This window comes from Brevibacillus agri (assembly GCF_004117055.1).
Classification (GTDB): Bacteria; Bacillota; Bacilli; order Brevibacillales; family Brevibacillaceae; genus Brevibacillus; species Brevibacillus agri.
Map to the genome: position 1 here is coordinate 4,736,742 of NZ_CP026363.1, position 16,284 is coordinate 4,753,025.

The 16,284-nt window shown below is 53.7% G+C and carries 14 protein-coding genes, 3 pseudogenes and 1 other annotated feature; of the genes and pseudogenes, 9 read left to right on the forward strand and 8 right to left on the reverse strand.

Translation table 11 applies throughout. The features are described 5' to 3' along the window. Positions 1–32: 32 nt before the first annotated feature. Positions 33–1,475, forward strand: a complete 1,443-nt coding sequence (locus BA6348_RS23175; RefSeq protein WP_122952434.1) for an amino acid permease — start codon at positions 33–35, stop codon at positions 1,473–1,475. 193 nt (positions 1,476–1,668) lie between these two features. Further along, positions 1,669–2,721 carry a TolC family protein gene (locus tag BA6348_RS23180; protein ID WP_122952430.1) on the forward strand — a complete coding sequence of 351 codons (1,053 nt, stop codon included), beginning with the start codon at positions 1,669–1,671 and terminating at the stop codon, positions 2,719–2,721. Positions 2,722–2,886: 165 nt separating this feature from the next. Here the strand turns inward: BA6348_RS23180 and cidR are convergent, their stop codons facing one another. Next, positions 2,887–3,798, reverse strand: coding sequence for a cidABC operon transcriptional activator CidR (gene cidR / locus BA6348_RS23185; RefSeq protein WP_005827029.1), 912 nt, complete (start codon positions 3,796–3,798; stop codon positions 2,887–2,889). Between the two features lie 113 nt (positions 3,799–3,911). Between cidR and BA6348_RS23190 the strand changes: the two genes are divergently transcribed. Together BA6348_RS23190 and BA6348_RS23195 are read left to right on the forward strand one after the other, a co-directional pair. After that, a complete protein-coding gene (locus BA6348_RS23190) occupies positions 3,912–4,283 on the forward strand; it encodes a CidA/LrgA family protein (protein ID WP_005827031.1) in 372 nt (123 codons plus the stop codon). Then, complete coding sequence (locus BA6348_RS23195) at positions 4,280–4,948, forward strand: LrgB family protein (protein WP_005827033.1); 669 nt, start codon at positions 4,280–4,282, stop codon at positions 4,946–4,948. The genes BA6348_RS23190 and BA6348_RS23195 overlap by 4 nt, the downstream gene beginning before the upstream one ends. Positions 4,949–5,032: 84 nt before the next feature. Here BA6348_RS23195 and BA6348_RS23200 read toward each other — a convergent pair whose 3' ends face one another. The 6 genes and pseudogenes from BA6348_RS23200 to BA6348_RS23225 all read right to left on the reverse strand — a co-directional run bounded on the left by BA6348_RS23200 (position 5,033) and on the right by BA6348_RS23225 (position 9,736). Next, positions 5,033–5,833 (reverse strand): sulfite exporter TauE/SafE family protein, encoded by an 801-nt coding sequence (locus tag BA6348_RS23200; RefSeq protein ID WP_122952429.1) that lies wholly within the window; start codon positions 5,831–5,833, stop codon positions 5,033–5,035. Continuing rightward, positions 5,830–6,880: pseudogene (locus BA6348_RS23205) on the reverse strand (rhodanese-like domain-containing protein). The gene BA6348_RS23200 and the pseudogene BA6348_RS23205 overlap by 4 nt, the downstream one beginning before the upstream one ends. Before the next feature lie 20 nt (positions 6,881–6,900). Beyond that, positions 6,901–7,236 (reverse strand): DUF1641 domain-containing protein, encoded by a 336-nt coding sequence (locus tag BA6348_RS23210; protein ID WP_007781542.1) that lies wholly within the window; start codon positions 7,234–7,236, stop codon positions 6,901–6,903. A 14-nt stretch (positions 7,237–7,250) separates the two neighbouring features. Continuing rightward, positions 7,251–7,774 (reverse strand): annotated as a pseudogene (locus BA6348_RS23215) (PAS domain S-box protein); the annotation flags it as partial. 283 nt (positions 7,775–8,057) lie between these two features. Continuing rightward, a complete protein-coding gene (locus BA6348_RS23220) occupies positions 8,058–9,239 on the reverse strand; it encodes an aminotransferase (RefSeq protein WP_005836185.1) in 1,182 nt (393 codons plus the stop codon). Next, positions 9,236–9,736, reverse strand: coding sequence for an Lrp/AsnC family transcriptional regulator (locus BA6348_RS23225; protein WP_005836183.1), 501 nt, complete (start codon positions 9,734–9,736; stop codon positions 9,236–9,238). The genes BA6348_RS23220 and BA6348_RS23225 overlap by 4 nt, the downstream gene beginning before the upstream one ends. An 80-nt stretch (positions 9,737–9,816) precedes the next feature. Continuing rightward, positions 9,817–10,061 (reverse strand) — a binding site (T-box leader). Positions 10,062–10,304: 243 nt separating this feature from the next. Between BA6348_RS23225 and BA6348_RS23230 the strand changes: the two genes are divergently transcribed. From BA6348_RS23230 to BA6348_RS23250, 5 genes and pseudogenes are all read left to right on the forward strand, one after another. Next, complete coding sequence (locus tag BA6348_RS23230; RefSeq protein ID WP_005836179.1) at positions 10,305–10,691, forward strand: hypothetical protein; 387 nt, start codon at positions 10,305–10,307, stop codon at positions 10,689–10,691. 94 nt (positions 10,692–10,785) lie between these two features. Continuing rightward, positions 10,786–11,568, forward strand: coding sequence for an NUDIX hydrolase (locus BA6348_RS23235; protein ID WP_122952428.1), 783 nt, complete (start codon positions 10,786–10,788; stop codon positions 11,566–11,568). A 36-nt stretch (positions 11,569–11,604) separates the two neighbouring features. After that, positions 11,605–12,150 (forward strand): cysteine hydrolase family protein, encoded by a 546-nt coding sequence (locus BA6348_RS23240; RefSeq protein ID WP_005836175.1) that lies wholly within the window; start codon positions 11,605–11,607, stop codon positions 12,148–12,150. Between the two features lie 43 nt (positions 12,151–12,193). Next, positions 12,194–12,832: a nicotinate-nucleotide adenylyltransferase gene (gene nadD, locus BA6348_RS23245; RefSeq protein WP_005836174.1), complete on the forward strand. Its 639-nt coding sequence runs from the start codon at positions 12,194–12,196 to the stop codon at positions 12,830–12,832. Between the two features lie 135 nt (positions 12,833–12,967). Beyond that, positions 12,968–13,681 (forward strand): annotated as a pseudogene (locus tag BA6348_RS23250) (IS3 family transposase); the annotation flags it as partial. An 88-nt stretch (positions 13,682–13,769) separates the two neighbouring features. Here the strand turns inward: BA6348_RS23250 and BA6348_RS23260 are convergent. After that, a complete protein-coding gene (locus BA6348_RS23260) occupies positions 13,770–15,884 on the reverse strand; it encodes a sensor domain-containing protein (protein WP_005835231.1) in 2,115 nt (704 codons plus the stop codon). Positions 15,885–16,284: the final 400 nt, after the last annotated feature.

Below are 16,284 nucleotides of genomic sequence, written 5' to 3' on the forward strand. Positions count from 1 at the left end.
TCAAATTTTTAGAAAGGTCGTGCAAGCAGCATATGTCACAGAATCAACTGCAACGTGGTTTGAAAGCCCGCCATCTGACGATGATCGCCATCGGCGGCTCCATCGGGACGGGCCTGTTCCTGGCAAGTGGAGGCTCGATTCACGAGGCCGGACCGGGCGGAGCCTTGGTCGCCTACATCGCCATCAGCATCATGGTTTACTTTTTGATGACCAGCCTGGGGGAAATGGCTGCCTTCATGCCTGTATCCGGCTCGTTTTCTACGTACGCCACCAAATTCGTCGATCCGTCCCTCGGCTTTGCGCTGGGCTGGAATTACTGGTACAACTGGGCGATTACGATTGCCGTCGAGCTATCTGCCGCGGCGCTGATTATGAAATACTGGTTCCCGGATACTCCCGCCATTTTGTGGAGTACCCTGTTCCTCTGCCTGATGGTTGCTCTGAATTTGTTGTCTGTCAAAAGCTACGGCGAATCCGAATACTGGTTTGCCTTGATTAAAGTCATGACGGTCATCGTCTTTATCGTGATCGGTGTCCTGATGATTTTCGGCATCATGGGCGGCGAAGCAGTCGGCTTCCAAAACTTCACCAAAGGCGACGCGCCATTCAACGGCGGCTTCATGGCCCTTCTCGGTGTGTTCATGATTGCCGGGTTCTCGTTCCAGGGAACTGAGCTGGTCGGTGTGGCCGCCGGGGAGAGCGAAGACCCTGCCCGCAACATCCCGAAAGCGATTCGCCAGATTTTTTGGCGCATCTTGCTGTTCTATATTTTCGCGATCCTGATTATCGGGCTGCTCGTACCGTACGACAATCCGAATCTAATTAGCGGAGATATTACGGATATTGCCATCAGTCCGTTTACGATCGTGTTTGAAAAAGCAGGCTTTGCCTTTGCCGCCTCCGTAATGAACGCAGTAATCCTCACGTCCGTTCTGTCAGCCGGGAACTCGGGCATGTACGCATCCACCCGTATGCTGTGGACGCTGGCGAAGGAAGGCAAAGCGCCCAAATGGTTTGCCAAAGTGACGCGCAATGGCGTTCCCGTCAATGCCCTCATCATGACAGCGGCCATCGGTGCCCTGGCGTTTTTGTCCTCGCTGTTCGGCGATGGCGAAGTGTACGTGTGGCTGTTGAACGCTTCCGGCATGTCCGGGTTCATCGCCTGGCTGGGAATCGCCGTCAGCCATTACCGCTTCCGCAAAGCTTACTTGGCGCAAGGCCGCGATCTGCGCGATTTGCCGTACCGGGCGAAGCTGTTCCCGTTTGGCCCGATCTTCGCCTTCATCATTTGCTGCATCGTCATCATCGGCCAAAACTACTCCGCGTTCATCGGCGGAGAAATCGACTGGAACGGCGTTTTCGTCTCCTACATCGGACTGCCGCTGTTTTTGATCGTCTGGCTGGTTTACAAATACACGAAAAAAAGCAAGCTGGTACCACTGAACAAAGTCGATCTCAGCATGGACGAAAAATAAAAATAGCGTTGCAACAACTCTCTACAAGATTCCCTCGTCGCAGGGAATCTTTTTTTTGGCGCAAACTATATTTCCTATCACATTTTCATATTTCGTATTGACGAATAACGCATGGAAATATATACTGTTCATGAAATTTGATAATGATAATCGTTATCATTATATTTTCTTACTTTTTATAGGAGGTAGCATAATGAAATCCAGGTTGTCCAAGCACATTTACAGCACCACGCTGGTTGCCGCGCTGTTGGCAGGCAATGCTCATCTCGCTCTGGCGGAAGAACCTCTCGTCGCAGCAGCGGAACAGACCCAAATCGTTCCCTTGTCCCTCGACCATGCCGTAGAGCAGGCACTGAAAAACGACGTTGATCTGGAACTGCTGCGGCTGACGTATGACAACACCCGCTACGAAACCCTCATGACGCTGCGCGATAAGGCCGCCATCAAGAAAGATGACATCAATACTCTGGATGAAGCAAAGAAAAAATACGAAGAAACAGCCAAGGCGCAAAAAACATTGCTCGTAGACGAGGCATCCTATAACGCTTCGAAAATCAGCTTGCAAATGCAAGTACAAAAAGCGTACTTTGAAGCGCGGGCGCTCGAAGAAAAAATCAAGCTGCAAAAGAACAGCATCAGACGCCAAACCTGGGCCCAGGACAGCGCTGCGAAAGAAAAGCTGTCCGAGCTGGAAAACAGCTTCAAGCAAGCATTAACCAAGCTCAATGAATTGCTGAACGAAAAAAGGGACAGACAATGGCTGCTGGAAACCAGCAAACTCTCCTATACCCCGCTGCCAACGCTGGAAGAAACCAAAGCTCTCGCCTACCAAAAACGCCCTGACATGGTGAAAGCGGAAGCAGAGAGAGCGTTTGCCCAGGTAAAAGTGGACTACACCTCCGAGTACGCCGCTATCAGCACATACAAAGGAAGAATCGCACTCAACGAATTGCGCAAAGCTGAGCTGCTGCTGCAAAAGCTCAAGCAAAAAGTCGATCAGGAAGTGAGCGACGCCTACGAAAAAGCGGTCGCAGCAAAAAAAGCGCTGGATGAAAGCACCGCCGCAAAAGACGAAGCATGGAAAACTTATCACGCCACACTCACCGATTATGCGAACAAAAAAGTATCTCTGAACGACCAGATCGAAACAGAAGCTGAATTGTTTGATTCTGAAACAAAAGCAGCCGATTCTCTCTATCAATACAACATCGCTGTCAGCACCTTGAATCAATCGGTTGGCCTTTAATATTTCGCGTTACGAAATATTCGATCTCATTTTTCCTTCCTTTTTCCAAGCTTTACGCCAGCTTTGACAGGCGTCTTTTCAAGGCCAAGCTGCCTTTATATAAATCAAAGAAGCAGTCGTCAGCCTGCAGTCGTTCTGCTGTGGCCGACCGCGCAAAGAATGGCTTCATCCTCGCGATGAAGCCTTTCTTTCTATAGAAGGCAGCATTTCTTTTGTAAAGCGAATCCACTCGCGGGTGGCGTACGACAAATAGGCGTTTTTGCGCCAGATCATCCCCAGATGCCATTTGATCGTCGGATTGACCAGCGCGAGGCTGTGAAAGCGCCGCGGATCGAGCTCCCGGCAAATCGTCTGCGGCAACAGGGTGATCCCGACGTTGGCCGCCACCATTTCCGAGAGAAAATCCCACTGCGAGCTTTTGTAGATGACCGTCGGGTGGAAGCCTACGCGCACGCACTCGTCAATGATCCGGTTGTGCAAGGAAAAATCTTCGTGAAACAGCAAAAACCGCTCGTTTGCCAGTTCGGCCAGCGACACCTCCTGCCGCCCGGCCAGCGCATGCGTAGGGTGGACGACTACGCGAATCTGTTCGTTGACAAAAGAGTACGACTCAAACAGCTCCTCACTCGTCGGCAGCAAAACAACGCCGCTGTCCAGCATCCCTGACGCCACGTCCGCCTCGACTTTTTTGGAGCCGACCTCCAGCAGCTCCAGCACGATCCCCGGATACTGCTCGCAAAACTTCCCGATCACTTGCGGAAAAAAGCTCGCCCCTACCATCGGCGGCAGCCCGATGCGGATTCTCCCCCGCTTCAGCTCCATCAAATCGTCGAGATGCAGCTTCATGTTTTCAAACGACTTCACCATCACCTCTGCCTGGGAAAACAAGACCCAGCCCGCGTCGGTCAACGTAATCCGCTTGCCGACCCGCTCAAACAGCTCGACGCCGATTTCTTCTTCCAGGTTCCGCACCATCTTGCTGATCGTCGGCTGGGTAATGTACAGCGCCTCTGCCGCCTTGGTGAAGCTGCTGTGGCGGGCTACCTCCAAAAAATATTGCAAATGGCGAATGTCCATCCCGCTGCTCCCTCCGCTTCATCTATAGATATGATGAATGATACTCATTCTATATATGCATTTTACCTATGAAAAGAGGTGATGTACACTTTTCACAAAGGGAGAGGACCAACATGAAAAGACTGCTTATCATCGTGGGGCAAGTGGCGTTTTTCATCATCGTGTCCGCGTTGATGAACCTGCTCGTCTCCGTCCTTGGCTGGAAAATCCCCGGCAGCATTTTGGGGATGTTTGTCGTGTTTTTGCTGCTCCAGGCAAAAGTGCTGCGTCTGGAGTGGATCGAATCGGGCGCGGCCTGGCTTATGGCCGAGCTGCTACTGTTTTTCATTCCGCCGTCTGTCGGCATCGTCTCGTATCAAAGCTTGATGCTGCATGAAGGGCTGCAAATTGTCCTGATTATCGTCATCGGCACGGCGTTTGTCATGGCGTGCAGCGGCTTGATCGCCCAAAGCATTTCCAAGCGAAAGGAGCATTCGCGCTCATGATGATCGGACTGCTCGGCTTTCTATTCACCATCGCGCTTTACCTGATCGCCAAGCGGCTTTACCGCTACAGACCGATTCTCTTGTTTTCGCCGCTATTGTTTACGCCAATCGTTTTGGTCGTGCTGCTGCTTTGCACTCATCTTTCTTACCGTGATTACAATGAAGGCGGCAAATGGCTGGCGTACATGCTTCAGCCCGCGACCATCGCGTTTGCCGTGCCGCTGTACAAACACTACTCTTTATTGAAGAAACACGCTGCGCAAATCATGATTAGCGTAGTGTCCGGCTCAGCGGTGGCCGTCGTTTCTTCTGCCGTACTCGCCCTTTTGCTGCACACAGACGAGCAGGTGCTGTACAGCCTTTTGCCGCGCTCAATCACGACGCCGATTGCGATGAACGTCTCGCAAATGATCGGGGGCGTCCCTTCGATCACCGCTGTGCTCGTCCTGATGACCGGACTGCTCGGCTCGATCATCGGGCCGTACATCATCTCCTATTTGCGCATCTCCGACGATATCGCCCGCGGCGTGCTGCTCGGCACGAGCGCACATGGAGCCGGAACGTCCAAGGCGTTTGAGATTAGTCCGATTACAGGGACGGTTTCGAGCATTTCCATGATTTTGGCGGCGCTGGTCACGCAATTGGCGACGACGCTTCTCGTCTAACAGCCCGTTGACTGGCTGACACCAGATGCAACAGATGATCGTAAACGGACAGGTTCCCCCTTTCGCGGAAAACCTGTCCGTTTTTCACATGATGAGGTCTGTCCAGATTTTGATCGTCGTGCCCAAAATCAGGAGCGCTAAAATCGCCTGAAGGCTTTTCGTGTTCAACCGCTTGCTGACCGCAGTTCCGAGCGGCGCAGCCAACACGCTGGCGATTACCATGATGAGGGAAGGCCAGAACAAGACGTCTCCCGCCATCAGTTTGCCGATCGTCGCGCCGATGGAAGACAGAAAGGTGATCGCAAGCGAAGACGCTATAGTAACTCGCGTAGGAATTTTAAGGACGACAAGCATAATCGGCACGAGAATGAATGCGCCCGCCGCTCCGACAATGCCGGAAGCGGCTCCGACAATGCCGGAAGCGGCTCCGACAATCAGCGCGGAGGTTACGGCCGTAGGCTTATGGAACGCGATGTCGGCCATTTCCTTGTCGTCGATCGCTTTTTTGGGCATAAACATCATCAGTACGGCAATCGTCGCCAAAATAGCATAGACGACGTTGATGGCGTCAGCCGAGAGATATTTGCCCCCATATCCGCCGACCAGGCTGCCGACAACGATCGCGCTGCCCATGTACAAAACAAGCTGATAATGAATCAGCTTGTCTTTTCGCAAAGCCCAGACCGCGGATAAGGTGGCAAAAAACACTTGCACAGCACTGATTCCGGAAACTTCGTGGGCCGTGTAGGCAGCCAGTCCGAGTGCCGCTGGAATGTAGAGGAGCATCGGGTACTTGATGATCGAGCCGCCGATTCCGACAAGCCCGGAGATGAACGACCCCGCAAAGCCGATCAAAAACAGGGTGAGAGCAAGGCTGAACGTCATACGCTCTCCAATCCGTCTTTTTGCCACTGGACAAAGCCGCCGCTCAAGTTCAGCACCTGCTTGAAGCCGTTTGCCTGCAGGATGCTGGCACCGATGGCAGAGCGCGCCCCGGAGCGGCATTGCACGAGGATCGGCTTGTCTTCTGGTATCTCATCCAGCCTTCCAGGCAATGTTCCCAGCATGATGTGCTGCGCGTTTGGAATGTGTCCTTCCTGCCATTCAGTCAAATTGCGTACGTCCACGACGTGTACTTCTCCGCTTTCTACCTGTCTCGCTGCTTCCAGCGGGGTGATTTCCGCGTACGATTCGAGTTCAAAGACGCCTTCCGGCAAAATCCGGTTCACGTCCATCACTCCTGCTGCATTGTCGATTCCTACGGAGCGAAGCGCCTGCAGCAACTCGTCCAGCTCGCCTGGATTGGTCAAAAAGTACACGGGACGGTTGTAGTCGACGAGCCAGCCTGCCCAGTTGGGAAAGGCTTTGTTAAACGGAATGTTGACCGTTCCCGCTACATGTCCTTGCGCAAACGCCCGGGCAGAACGCGTATCGACGACCTGCTGTCCTTCCGCCAGCCACCGTTTCAGCTTTTCCGCCTCCGTTTCTTCCGTTACCGCAGGCAGGTCGCGCAACAGGGCAGGTCCGACTTTGTTGACGTGCTTCATCACAGCGAAGTATTTCGGCGGCTCCGGCTGACCGTCGAGCAGAGCATGGACAAATTCCTCCTCATCGGTGTACTGCATCGCCCAGTTGAACATCTTGATGATTGAGCCCATCGGCATACTGGTATTTCCAGTCCGCATCGCCTTCGTCGGACAGGTACAGCTTCGCTTGATGGGCAACGCCCAGCTCGCGGACGCCGGAGACAAAGTCTGCATGAATATGGGTTTCTGTGGCGGCGACGATCGACACGCCTTCCGCTTGCGCGACCTGGAAGTACGGCTGCAGATTGCGGCCCGGATCAATCACGATCGCTTCGCCCGTTTTTTGGCAGCCCACCAGATAAGATGCGTGGGCCAGCTTTTCATCGTAAAAGTAACGCAACAGCATGGAAACGTCCTCCCTTTTCTTCAAGATTTCCGATTTTTTTCGGCGAGCACTTCCAACAGCGATTGGGCAAAGCGCAGCGCCTTTTGCACGGCAGGATCTTTCATCAGGCGCAGCAGGGTGAAAACGGAAACCGTTTCGTGCCTGCGCTCCGCTCGCTCTTTTGCTTCGCGGAGGACGGCTACGCCGTTTTCCATCTGGGCAGCGACAGGCGTGATGTACGCTTTCACTCCGTCGAGCAAATACTGCTGAGACTGTTTGTCTTGGCCGACGCTTTCCAGGAAATCAGCGACCTGTTCGATCGCGTTTACATATTTGACCAGCTTCGGCAGCTTCTCCAACAAGGCAAACAAGGCCACAATTGCTTCCTCGTCAACGCGATACAAATTGGCCCACGCCGTCGTGCAGCTCCTGAGCCAGTCGTTTGTGCTCGCTCTCCTGCGCCTCCAACGTTTTTTGCAACACGAGCTTGGAGATTCTGGCCTCTTCTTCTTTTCGCTTGGCCGTCAAGTCTTTCAGCACCAAAAGAATTTCTTGCTTGCGCTGTTCGCCATTCTCGTAGATGATCGCCGTGCTCATCTCCATGTCAACGTATCGGCCTTCATAGGTGGGCATCGACGAGAGGAAATAGGGAATCTCCCGTTTCGCCATCAAATAGCAGCGTTCTTCGCCCGGCTCCAGCTTTCTCGTTTGGCAATAAGAACAGTACGGAACCTTTTCGCCCAATTTCCAGCCGGTAATCCTCTCTGCGGACGGATTCATCAGCAAAATTTTCCGCTCTTCGTTCATGAGGATAATCCCGTCCTGCAGGTGGTCGAAAATCTGCCTCAAATAGCCGCCTTCCATCCCTAATCCATCGTTTCCGTGCCGTTCAAAAAACAAGCGATTTTGATCCATCGTAGGTCCTCCACGCAGCTTGGATTCCAGGTCATTTTCTTGTCTGCCCTTGTACGTATTTTACGTTACAGAGCCAGAGAGGGGGCGAACAAGTGTCACTTTGGCCCCCGTGCTTTCCTCCTGAGCCAAGCCTAATCATACTGGTTGCAGCGCGTTCATCGTATAGGTGGGTTCCCCTATCTTGTGGTCTGCGAAAAAAAACGACAATCCTGACCGTCCCGTTAGACGTTCGGATTGCCGTTTTTCGTTCTCGTTTTGCTTATGTCTTCATGCACCGGGCGAGCTACGACAGTTTGCCCATCATCCGCTCCATCCGCTCCAGCGCCTTTTTCAACTGTTCCATGGACGTCGCGTACGAGCAGCGAATGTGTCCTTGCCCGCTCTCGCCGAACACGTCCCCCGGCACGACTGCCACTTTTTCCTCCAGCAGCAGCTTTTCCGCGAACTCAGCCGAGCTAAGTCCTGTCGCCGCCACAGAAGGGAAGGCGTAGAACGCTCCGTCCGGCTCATGGCACGCAAGCCCGATCTGGCGGAAACCGTCGACCACGTAGTTGCGGCGCTGGCGGTAGCTCTCGACCATCCGCTCCATATCGGCGCGGCCATGGCGCAAAGCTTCGAGCGCCGCCATCTGTGCCATCGTCGGCGCACACAGCATCGTGTACTGGTGAATTTTCAGCATGCCCGCCAAGAGGTCAGGCGTCGCGCACACGTACCCGAGACGCCAGCCAGTCATGGCAAACGCCTTGGAGAAGCCGGAAATCAAAATCGTCCGCTCCTTCATCCCGGGCAGGGCGGCGATGCTGTCGTGCATGCGTCCGTAAGTCAGCTCGGCGTAAATCTCGTCGGAGATCACCAAGAGGTCGTGCTTTTCGATGATCGGCAAAAGCGTTTTCCACTCATCCGCCGTCATCGTGCCCCCTGTCGGGTTGTTCGGATAGCAGAAGATGATCGCCTTCGTGCGTTCGGAGATGTTGGCCTCAAGCTCCTGCGGCGTCAGCTTGAACTGGTTCTCCATCGTCGTTTTCAAAAACTTCGGCACGCCGCCTGCCAGACGAATCACCGGCTCGTAGGAGACGTAGCACGGCTCTACTACCAGCACCTCGTCGCCCGGATCGAGAATGGCGCGCAGCGCAATGTCAATCGCTTCGCTGGCCCCGACGGTCACGAGAATCTCCGTCTCGGGATGATAGCTGACGGAAAAGCGCTCCTCCAAATATTTTTGAATCTCCACGCGCAGCGGCAGCATCCCTGCGTTGGACGTGTACGCGGTGTGTCCGCGCTCCAGGGAGGAAATCGAAGCTTCGCGCATGCGCCAGGGCGTCACGAAATCCGGCTCCCCAACTCCCAGGGAGATGACCCCTTCCATCGACGCCGCCAGGTCGAAAAAGCGGCGAATGCCCGATGGCTTCAAGGATGCGACTGTAGAAGACAAGCGATTTTTTTTGACTGTCAGTTGCGTATTCACGGCGTAACCACCATCCTGCGATCTTCGTCACGATCTTCCAGCTCAATGCCGTCGTGCTTGTAGCGTTTCAAAATAAAGTGCGTGGCTGTCGATACTACGGAGTCGAGCGTCGCCAGCTTTTGCGATACGAAGGTGGCGACCTCCTTCATCGTCTTTCCTTCCAGAATGATCGACAAATCGTAGCTGGCACCGGACATCAGGTAGACGGCCTTCACTTCCGGGAAGCGACAAATGCGCTGGGCCACCTCATCAAAGCCGACGTCGCGCTTGGGCGTCACCTTGACGTCGATCATGGCGTTGACGTACGGATGGTCCTCCACGCGCTCCCAGTTGACCAGCGCCGGGTATTTCACAATCACCTTCTCGGCTTCCAGCTCCGCAATCGCCTGCTCGATTGCCTCTGTCGGCTCCGCCAGCATTTTGCCGATCTGCTCGGCGCTCATGCGGCTGTCCTCTTCCAATAGGTGCAACAGTTCTCTTTGCTTCAAGCGATCCATTCCCTACCACTCCCGTTTTTTTCTTTTTGGCAAAAATCAAAAAGCCCCAGCAACCCAACTCATGATTTCATGAATCGGATTGCTGAGGCGAAGGTATCGCGGTACCACTCAGCTTTTTTGCCTTTCTCGCAAAAGGCAAACTCGTGCAGTCTTGTCAAAAAGACATGCGCCCCGTAACGTGGGGAAAGTCCGCTGCTTTCTACTGATTGTTCAAAAGCAGAGCTCCAAGGTGGCTTTCAAAAAGAGTTCGCGGCCGCCCTCCCAGCAATCAGGCAGCTCTCTGGACGTCAAATCCCTTTTTTACTTTCCTTTTCACAGCCATGTATCGTATGCGTATGAACTGTTTGGTTGAATGTCTCAGATTATAAAAAGGTTTTCGGCCGTTGTCAACAGACAACTTCCTGGGTGGAAGGACGCATGTTGTATGGCATAATGAAAAGATCGACAGCTTTTCGGACAAAGCAGGCACGACTGTTTTGTTGAGGCAAGCGGCCAATTTTACCTTCGGACGAAAAACGGCGGCCCGCAAACAGGGACGTTTTTCACATGAAAAAAAGTGGAAAATCGCATGAAAAAGAGCATCGGTGTCATTGATCTTGGCTCCAATACAGCCAGATTGGTCATTTACGAGCAAGACGATTCAGGAATGGTAACGGAAGTAGACAACATCAAATACAGCTTGCGTCTCAGCAACCACCTGCACGCTGGACGACTGGACGAGGAAGGAATCGCGAAGACATTGACAGCCACGCTCATGGCGGACGGCACGTATGTGCGCGTGCAGCCGAGAAGCCCCTCCCCGTTCAACAGCCAACTGTTTTTTGGGAGGAAGCCTTTCAGTCCAGCCAACCTGCCCACTCGCTGCAGCAGCGCCTCAAGCCGATTACCGCCCTGCTGGAAGCAGCCTCTCCGCTTTAACCGACGTCTGAGTCTCTCAGGCGTTTTTTATTGGTAAATTTTTATATTGTCACATTGACATTGTTAAAACGATATCATAATATAAAAGCAACCTAACGAACTGCGCATACAGAAAGGAGGGCGTTGTGAGCATGCATCGCCTGCAAGCCAAACGCATCCGGTTTCGCCCCAAAAAACACCGCTCGCCAGACGGGCTGCCGACGGATATTTGCCTCTTTACCATCCTTTCCGTGCCGCGCCCGACCAAAACAAGATCGTTGCCGCACAAGCAGCTCGCCGTCCTGCTGATCGAGCGAAAAAGCGACACGTACGGGCAGCAGTGGGCTTTGCCCGGCGGCTTTTCCAAAGAAAGCGAGACGCTCGACGAATGCGCCTACCGCGAGTTGAAGGAAGAGACGAACATCGACCGCAACGTCCACATCGAGCAGCTCAAAACTTACTACAAGCCGGGACGCGATCCGCGCGGCTGGATTCCGAGCGTCGCCTACGTCTCGCTCGTGCACGAGGACCTGCTCAAGCACGCGCGGGCAGCCGACGACGCCTCCGATGCCCGGCTGTTTCCCATCGAGGAAGCATTCGCTCTCGACCTGGCCTTCGATCACCGGGAGATACTGACGGACGCCTTGCAGCGCGTGCGGGAAAAAATGCTCCAGACCAACATCGCCAAAGCGTTTCTCCCTGACGAGTTCACGCTGAGCGAGCTGCTGCAGGTCATCGAAACGGTCGTCCCCAGCTTCAAGGTGAGCGATCGCGGCAATTTTGAGCGGCGCCTGCTCGCGACCACGAGACGGCAAGGCATCCTCGAAGCGGTAGTAGACGCTGACGGCAAGCCTGTCTACTCCACGGAGTATTCCAACTCTCCCGCCAAGCTGTACCGCTTTACCGATTACACCCCGACTGCCATGATTTATTAAAAGCACAACCACACTCATTTCAGGAGGTTGTTGTCCATGAAAGCGTTGATTGTGATCGACTACACGAATGACTTTGTCGCGACGGACGGAGCGCTGACCTGCAAGGAGCCTGGGCAAGTTATCGAAGGGCGCATCGGCGAATTGATTCGCGATTTTCTCGCAGAAGGCGACTTTGTCGTGATGGCGGTGGACGCCCACAAGGAGCAGGACCCGTACCACCCGGAAACCGGACTGTACCCGCCGCACAACATCATCGGCACCGCTGGCCGCAACCTGTACGGCAGCATTCAGGACATTTACGAGGAATTTGAGGACACGATTTACTGGATGGACAAAACGCGCTACAGCGCCTTCCAGGGCACAGACCTCGCGCTGCAGCTTCGCTCGCGCGGCATTGCGGAAATTCACCTGGTCGGCGTCTGCACGGACATTTGCGTCCTGCACACGGCGATCGAAGGCTTTTATCACGGTTTTCGCGTCGTCATTCACGAGGATGCCGTCGCCAGCTTCAATCCGGTCGGACACGAGTGGGCTTTGGGACATTTTCAAAACCAGTTGGGCATGTCCGTCGTGAAAAAATAAGCGTTGGCAGGCTTGTCATGCCAGATATACGGGAGGTACGATCATGCGCATCGGCATTTACGGCAGCAGCTTTGATCCCATCACTTACAGCCACCTGTTCACGGCGGCCACCGTCGCTCATCGCAGACGCCTGGACAAAGTCATCTTCGTCCCCTGCTCGTCCAAGCGCCACGACAAAAAAATGCAGACGGAGGACGTTCATCGCCTGCACATGCTGAAGCTAGCGCTGGCGACGTGTCAGCACAAGACGAACCAATTCGGGGAGCCGCTGTTTGAAATCTCCACCGTAGAGATGGACGCGCTACCTGGCGAAACTTACACGTACGACACAATGGTCCACCTGCAAAAAAAGTACCCGCAGGATGAGCTGTTTTTCATCATGGGCTCGGATTTGCTCGTCGGGCTGTCGAACTGGGGCAATGCCGAAAAGCTGGTCTCCCGGTTCAACTTCATCGTCATGACGCGGGAAGGCTACCCGACGGCCGATCTGATCGCGGAAGACCCGCTGCTGCGCAACCATGACGAACATTTCCTGATTATGAGCAAAGGCATCAACATGGGCATCAGTTCGACGTACATCCGCGATGAAATCCGCAAAGGCGGCGATCCCAGCTTCCTGCTGCCGGATGCGTGCCTGGCGTACATTTACGAGCAGGGCATTTACCGCGAGCAGCGGGTTTGACTTTTCTCCCAACGCAAAAAAGCCGGGTGTGTGTGGTATTATCCCCTTACGGTAGACTGTGAGAAAAGCCCTCATGGTATCATGAGAGGAACACTGTTGACCGGAGGGGATTTTTTATGCCACCACATAAAGGGCAAAAGCAGCAGCGGTATGACGAAGGAACAAAGAGGGAAGTTGGATAAGCAAACCCGGTTCAGGACCATCGAAGAAATGAGCCATCGGTACGCCATCATCATGCTGTGCGAAATAGCAGAAGTCTCACGGGCAGGGTTCTACAAGTGGAAAGCGACGGAAACGGCTCGTAGGTTACGAGCAGTGCAGGATGCCGATCTAAAGGAGCATATCCTTTCGATCCACCGCCTTCGCCCTTACTTTGGATATAAACGCATGCGCACCGCCCTGCGTAAAGAGGGACGTAACGTGAACAGCAAGAAAGTTCGCCGACTGATGCGAGAATTAGGTATCCGATCGGTGATCCGCAAGAAACGTCCATTTGCCGGCCGTAAGCCTTCCGTTGTATTTGACAATGTTCTTCACCGCCAGTTCACTGCACAGGAGGCCGGAAAGAAATTGGTCACCGATATTACCTACATTCGCGTCGTCGATGGATTCCTGTATCTGTCTGTGGTGCTCGATCTGCACAACGTGGCAACTGCTTCGACAATGCCTGTGTAGAATCGTTTTTCTCCCATTTGAAGACGGAAAAGTTGTATTTAGAAAAACCGAGGGATCTGGCTCACGCCCGCAAACTGATCGCTGAATACATTTCAGTTTTACAATACAGAGCGGTTCCAGAAAAAACTTGGCGACCTCTCCCCAATAGAGTACCGGGAATCGATCGCCGCTTAATACAATGTCTTTTTTTACTGTCTACTTGACGGGGCTATGACCAGTGCTCCCCGGCTTTTTGTGTGCGCTTTTGGTGCTACAGGTCATGCTATTGCGCCAAATCTTTGCGCAAATAGCGGTCGAAGTCATCCGTAGCCAACGGGCGGCTGAACAAGTAGCCTTGGCCGAGATCGCAGCCATTTTCCTGCAAGGCCGCTACCTGATCGTCCAGCTCGATGCCTTCTGCGATCACGTTCATGTTCAAGCTTTGCGCAATCGTCACGATCGCTTTTACGATTGCCTGGCTCTCTTGATTGTGGTGAATATCGCGAATAAAGGACGCGTCAATTTTGATCGTGTCCACCGGCAAGCTTTTGATGTAGCTAAACGAGCTGTAGCCTGTCCCGAAGTCGTCGATGGAAATGCGGATGCCGATGTCGCGAATTTGCTGCAAAATAGCCGTAGCTTCTTCCAGCTTCACGAAAATGCTTTCGGTAATCTCCAGCTCCAGCCATTCCGGTGGCAGCCCGGTTTCCTCCAACACATTTTTTATCATGTCTACGAGGTCTTTCTGGTAGATTTGCCTCGCAGACAGATTGACGGACACTTTCAGCGGGAAGCCCTGGTCGTGCCACAGCTTGTTTTGGCGGCACGCCTGGCGCAGAATCCACTCTCCCAGGCTGATAATCATTCCGGTCTCTTCGGCGATCGGGATGAACCGAATCGGCGAAATCACGCCCAGCTCCGGATGAACCCAGCGGACGAGCGCTTCCATCCCGGTCAGCTTCCCTGTCACAATGTCTATTTTCGGCTGGTAGTAGATTTGGAAATGCTCCTGCTCGATCGCTTTGCGCAGCTCATTTTCCATCAGGATGCGCTCCAGCGACTTCGCCTCCATCGTCGGATCAAAAAACTCGTACCCGTTTTTGCCGTGCGATTTGACCGTGTACAGCGCGGTGTCCGCCCGCTTGAGCAGGTCGTCGGCATTGTCTCCATCCTGCGGAAACAACGCGATGCCGATGCTGCACGACACGTTGAAGGAATGCCCGTGAAGTTCAAACGGCCTCTGCAGCGCATTCATGATCTGGTCGGCCAGTGCCGCCGCTTCCTCCCGGTCAGTCAGTTGGCTGAGCAAGACGGTAAACTCATCTCCGCCGAGCCGCGCCACGACATCGCCCGGTCTGAGACATTCCCGCAAACGGTTGGACGCTTCCACCAGCAGCAAATCCCCTACGTCATGCCCGAAGGAATCGTTGACGTCCTTGAAGCGGTCCAGATCGAGGAACAGGACGGCGAGATTGGACTGGAACCGCTTGGCTTGGATGATTTCCCTGCTCAGATGCTGGACGTACATGCGGCGGTTCGGCAAGTCTGTCAAAGCGTCGTGGTAGGCCAGGTGATGGATCAGTTCCTCCGACTGCTTGCGATCCGTAATGTCGCGCGTGATGAGCAGCAGCTTGCTCACGTTCCCCTGCTCGTCGAGAACCGGATTGATTTTGCTCTCGGTCCAGATCGTGTCGCCCTTGCGCGTCAGGATGCGGCATTCCACCGTGTACTCTTTTCGCGTCGAGTACGTATGCTGAATCGCATAGGCCATAACGTCCCGGTCGCTCTCCACGATCCATTCGAACATGTTGTGAAAGCGCTCATCTGGAATGTCATGCTCAAACACAGCCTTATGCGACGGAGACAAGTACAAAAAGTCGCCTTCGGCATTAATCATGCTGATGATATCGGACGTATTTTCAGCGATGATCCGGTACAGCTCCTCGCTTTTTCTGACTTCTTCCTCCATATGCTTGCGCGCCGTAATGTCGTTGCGAATGGAAACGTACTGATAGATTTTCCCGGCAGTATTGACGAATGGCACAATCGTGGTGTCCACCCAGTACAAGCTGCCGTCTTTGGCCCGATTACAGATTTCGCCCCGCCACACTTTGCCCGAGCCGATGCATTTCCACATCTGCTGGAAAAACGACTTGGGATGGTGCCCGGAGTTGAGCAGCCGATGGTCTTGCCCGAGCAGCTCGCTGCGGCTGTATTTGGATATGCGGCAAAATTGCTCGTTCGCCCGCAGAATAATCCCGCGGTGATCGGTAATCGCGAGGATCGTCGACTGGTCGAGCGCATACTTTACGTCAGCCAGCTCCCGCAGGACGACTTTCAGCTCCCCGTCCTTTTCCTGCAGCAACTCTTCCCACTCTTCTGGAGTCAAAACTTCCATCAATTTGTTTCTCATCATCTATCACCCGTTTGCGCTCATGCGGCAGGCACGGCGCCGATAATTTTCGTAAAAGCACTTGTCTAATCGTAAAGCGCGTTGCAGCAAAGCCTTTGCCAAAGTGCTGGAAAGAAAAAGTAGTTCTTTGGTAGGGAGACGCGTTGCGTAAATGCTCGCCCTGATATGCTTCGCAGCAGCGTCGCTACTCACGGACTTTTCGCAAAACGACAAGCTTTGCGAAAAGAGCGTTCAAAAAAATGACCCTCATGCCAAGGATCGCGATATGATGACGACAAGTTTGCTTCATTTTACCATGTATCGGCTAAAGATCAATAAGCACGCATGTGTTAGAAGCGACATTTTTGCAAACTTCGCGCTCGCTGGCGGGAGGCTTGACACTCCG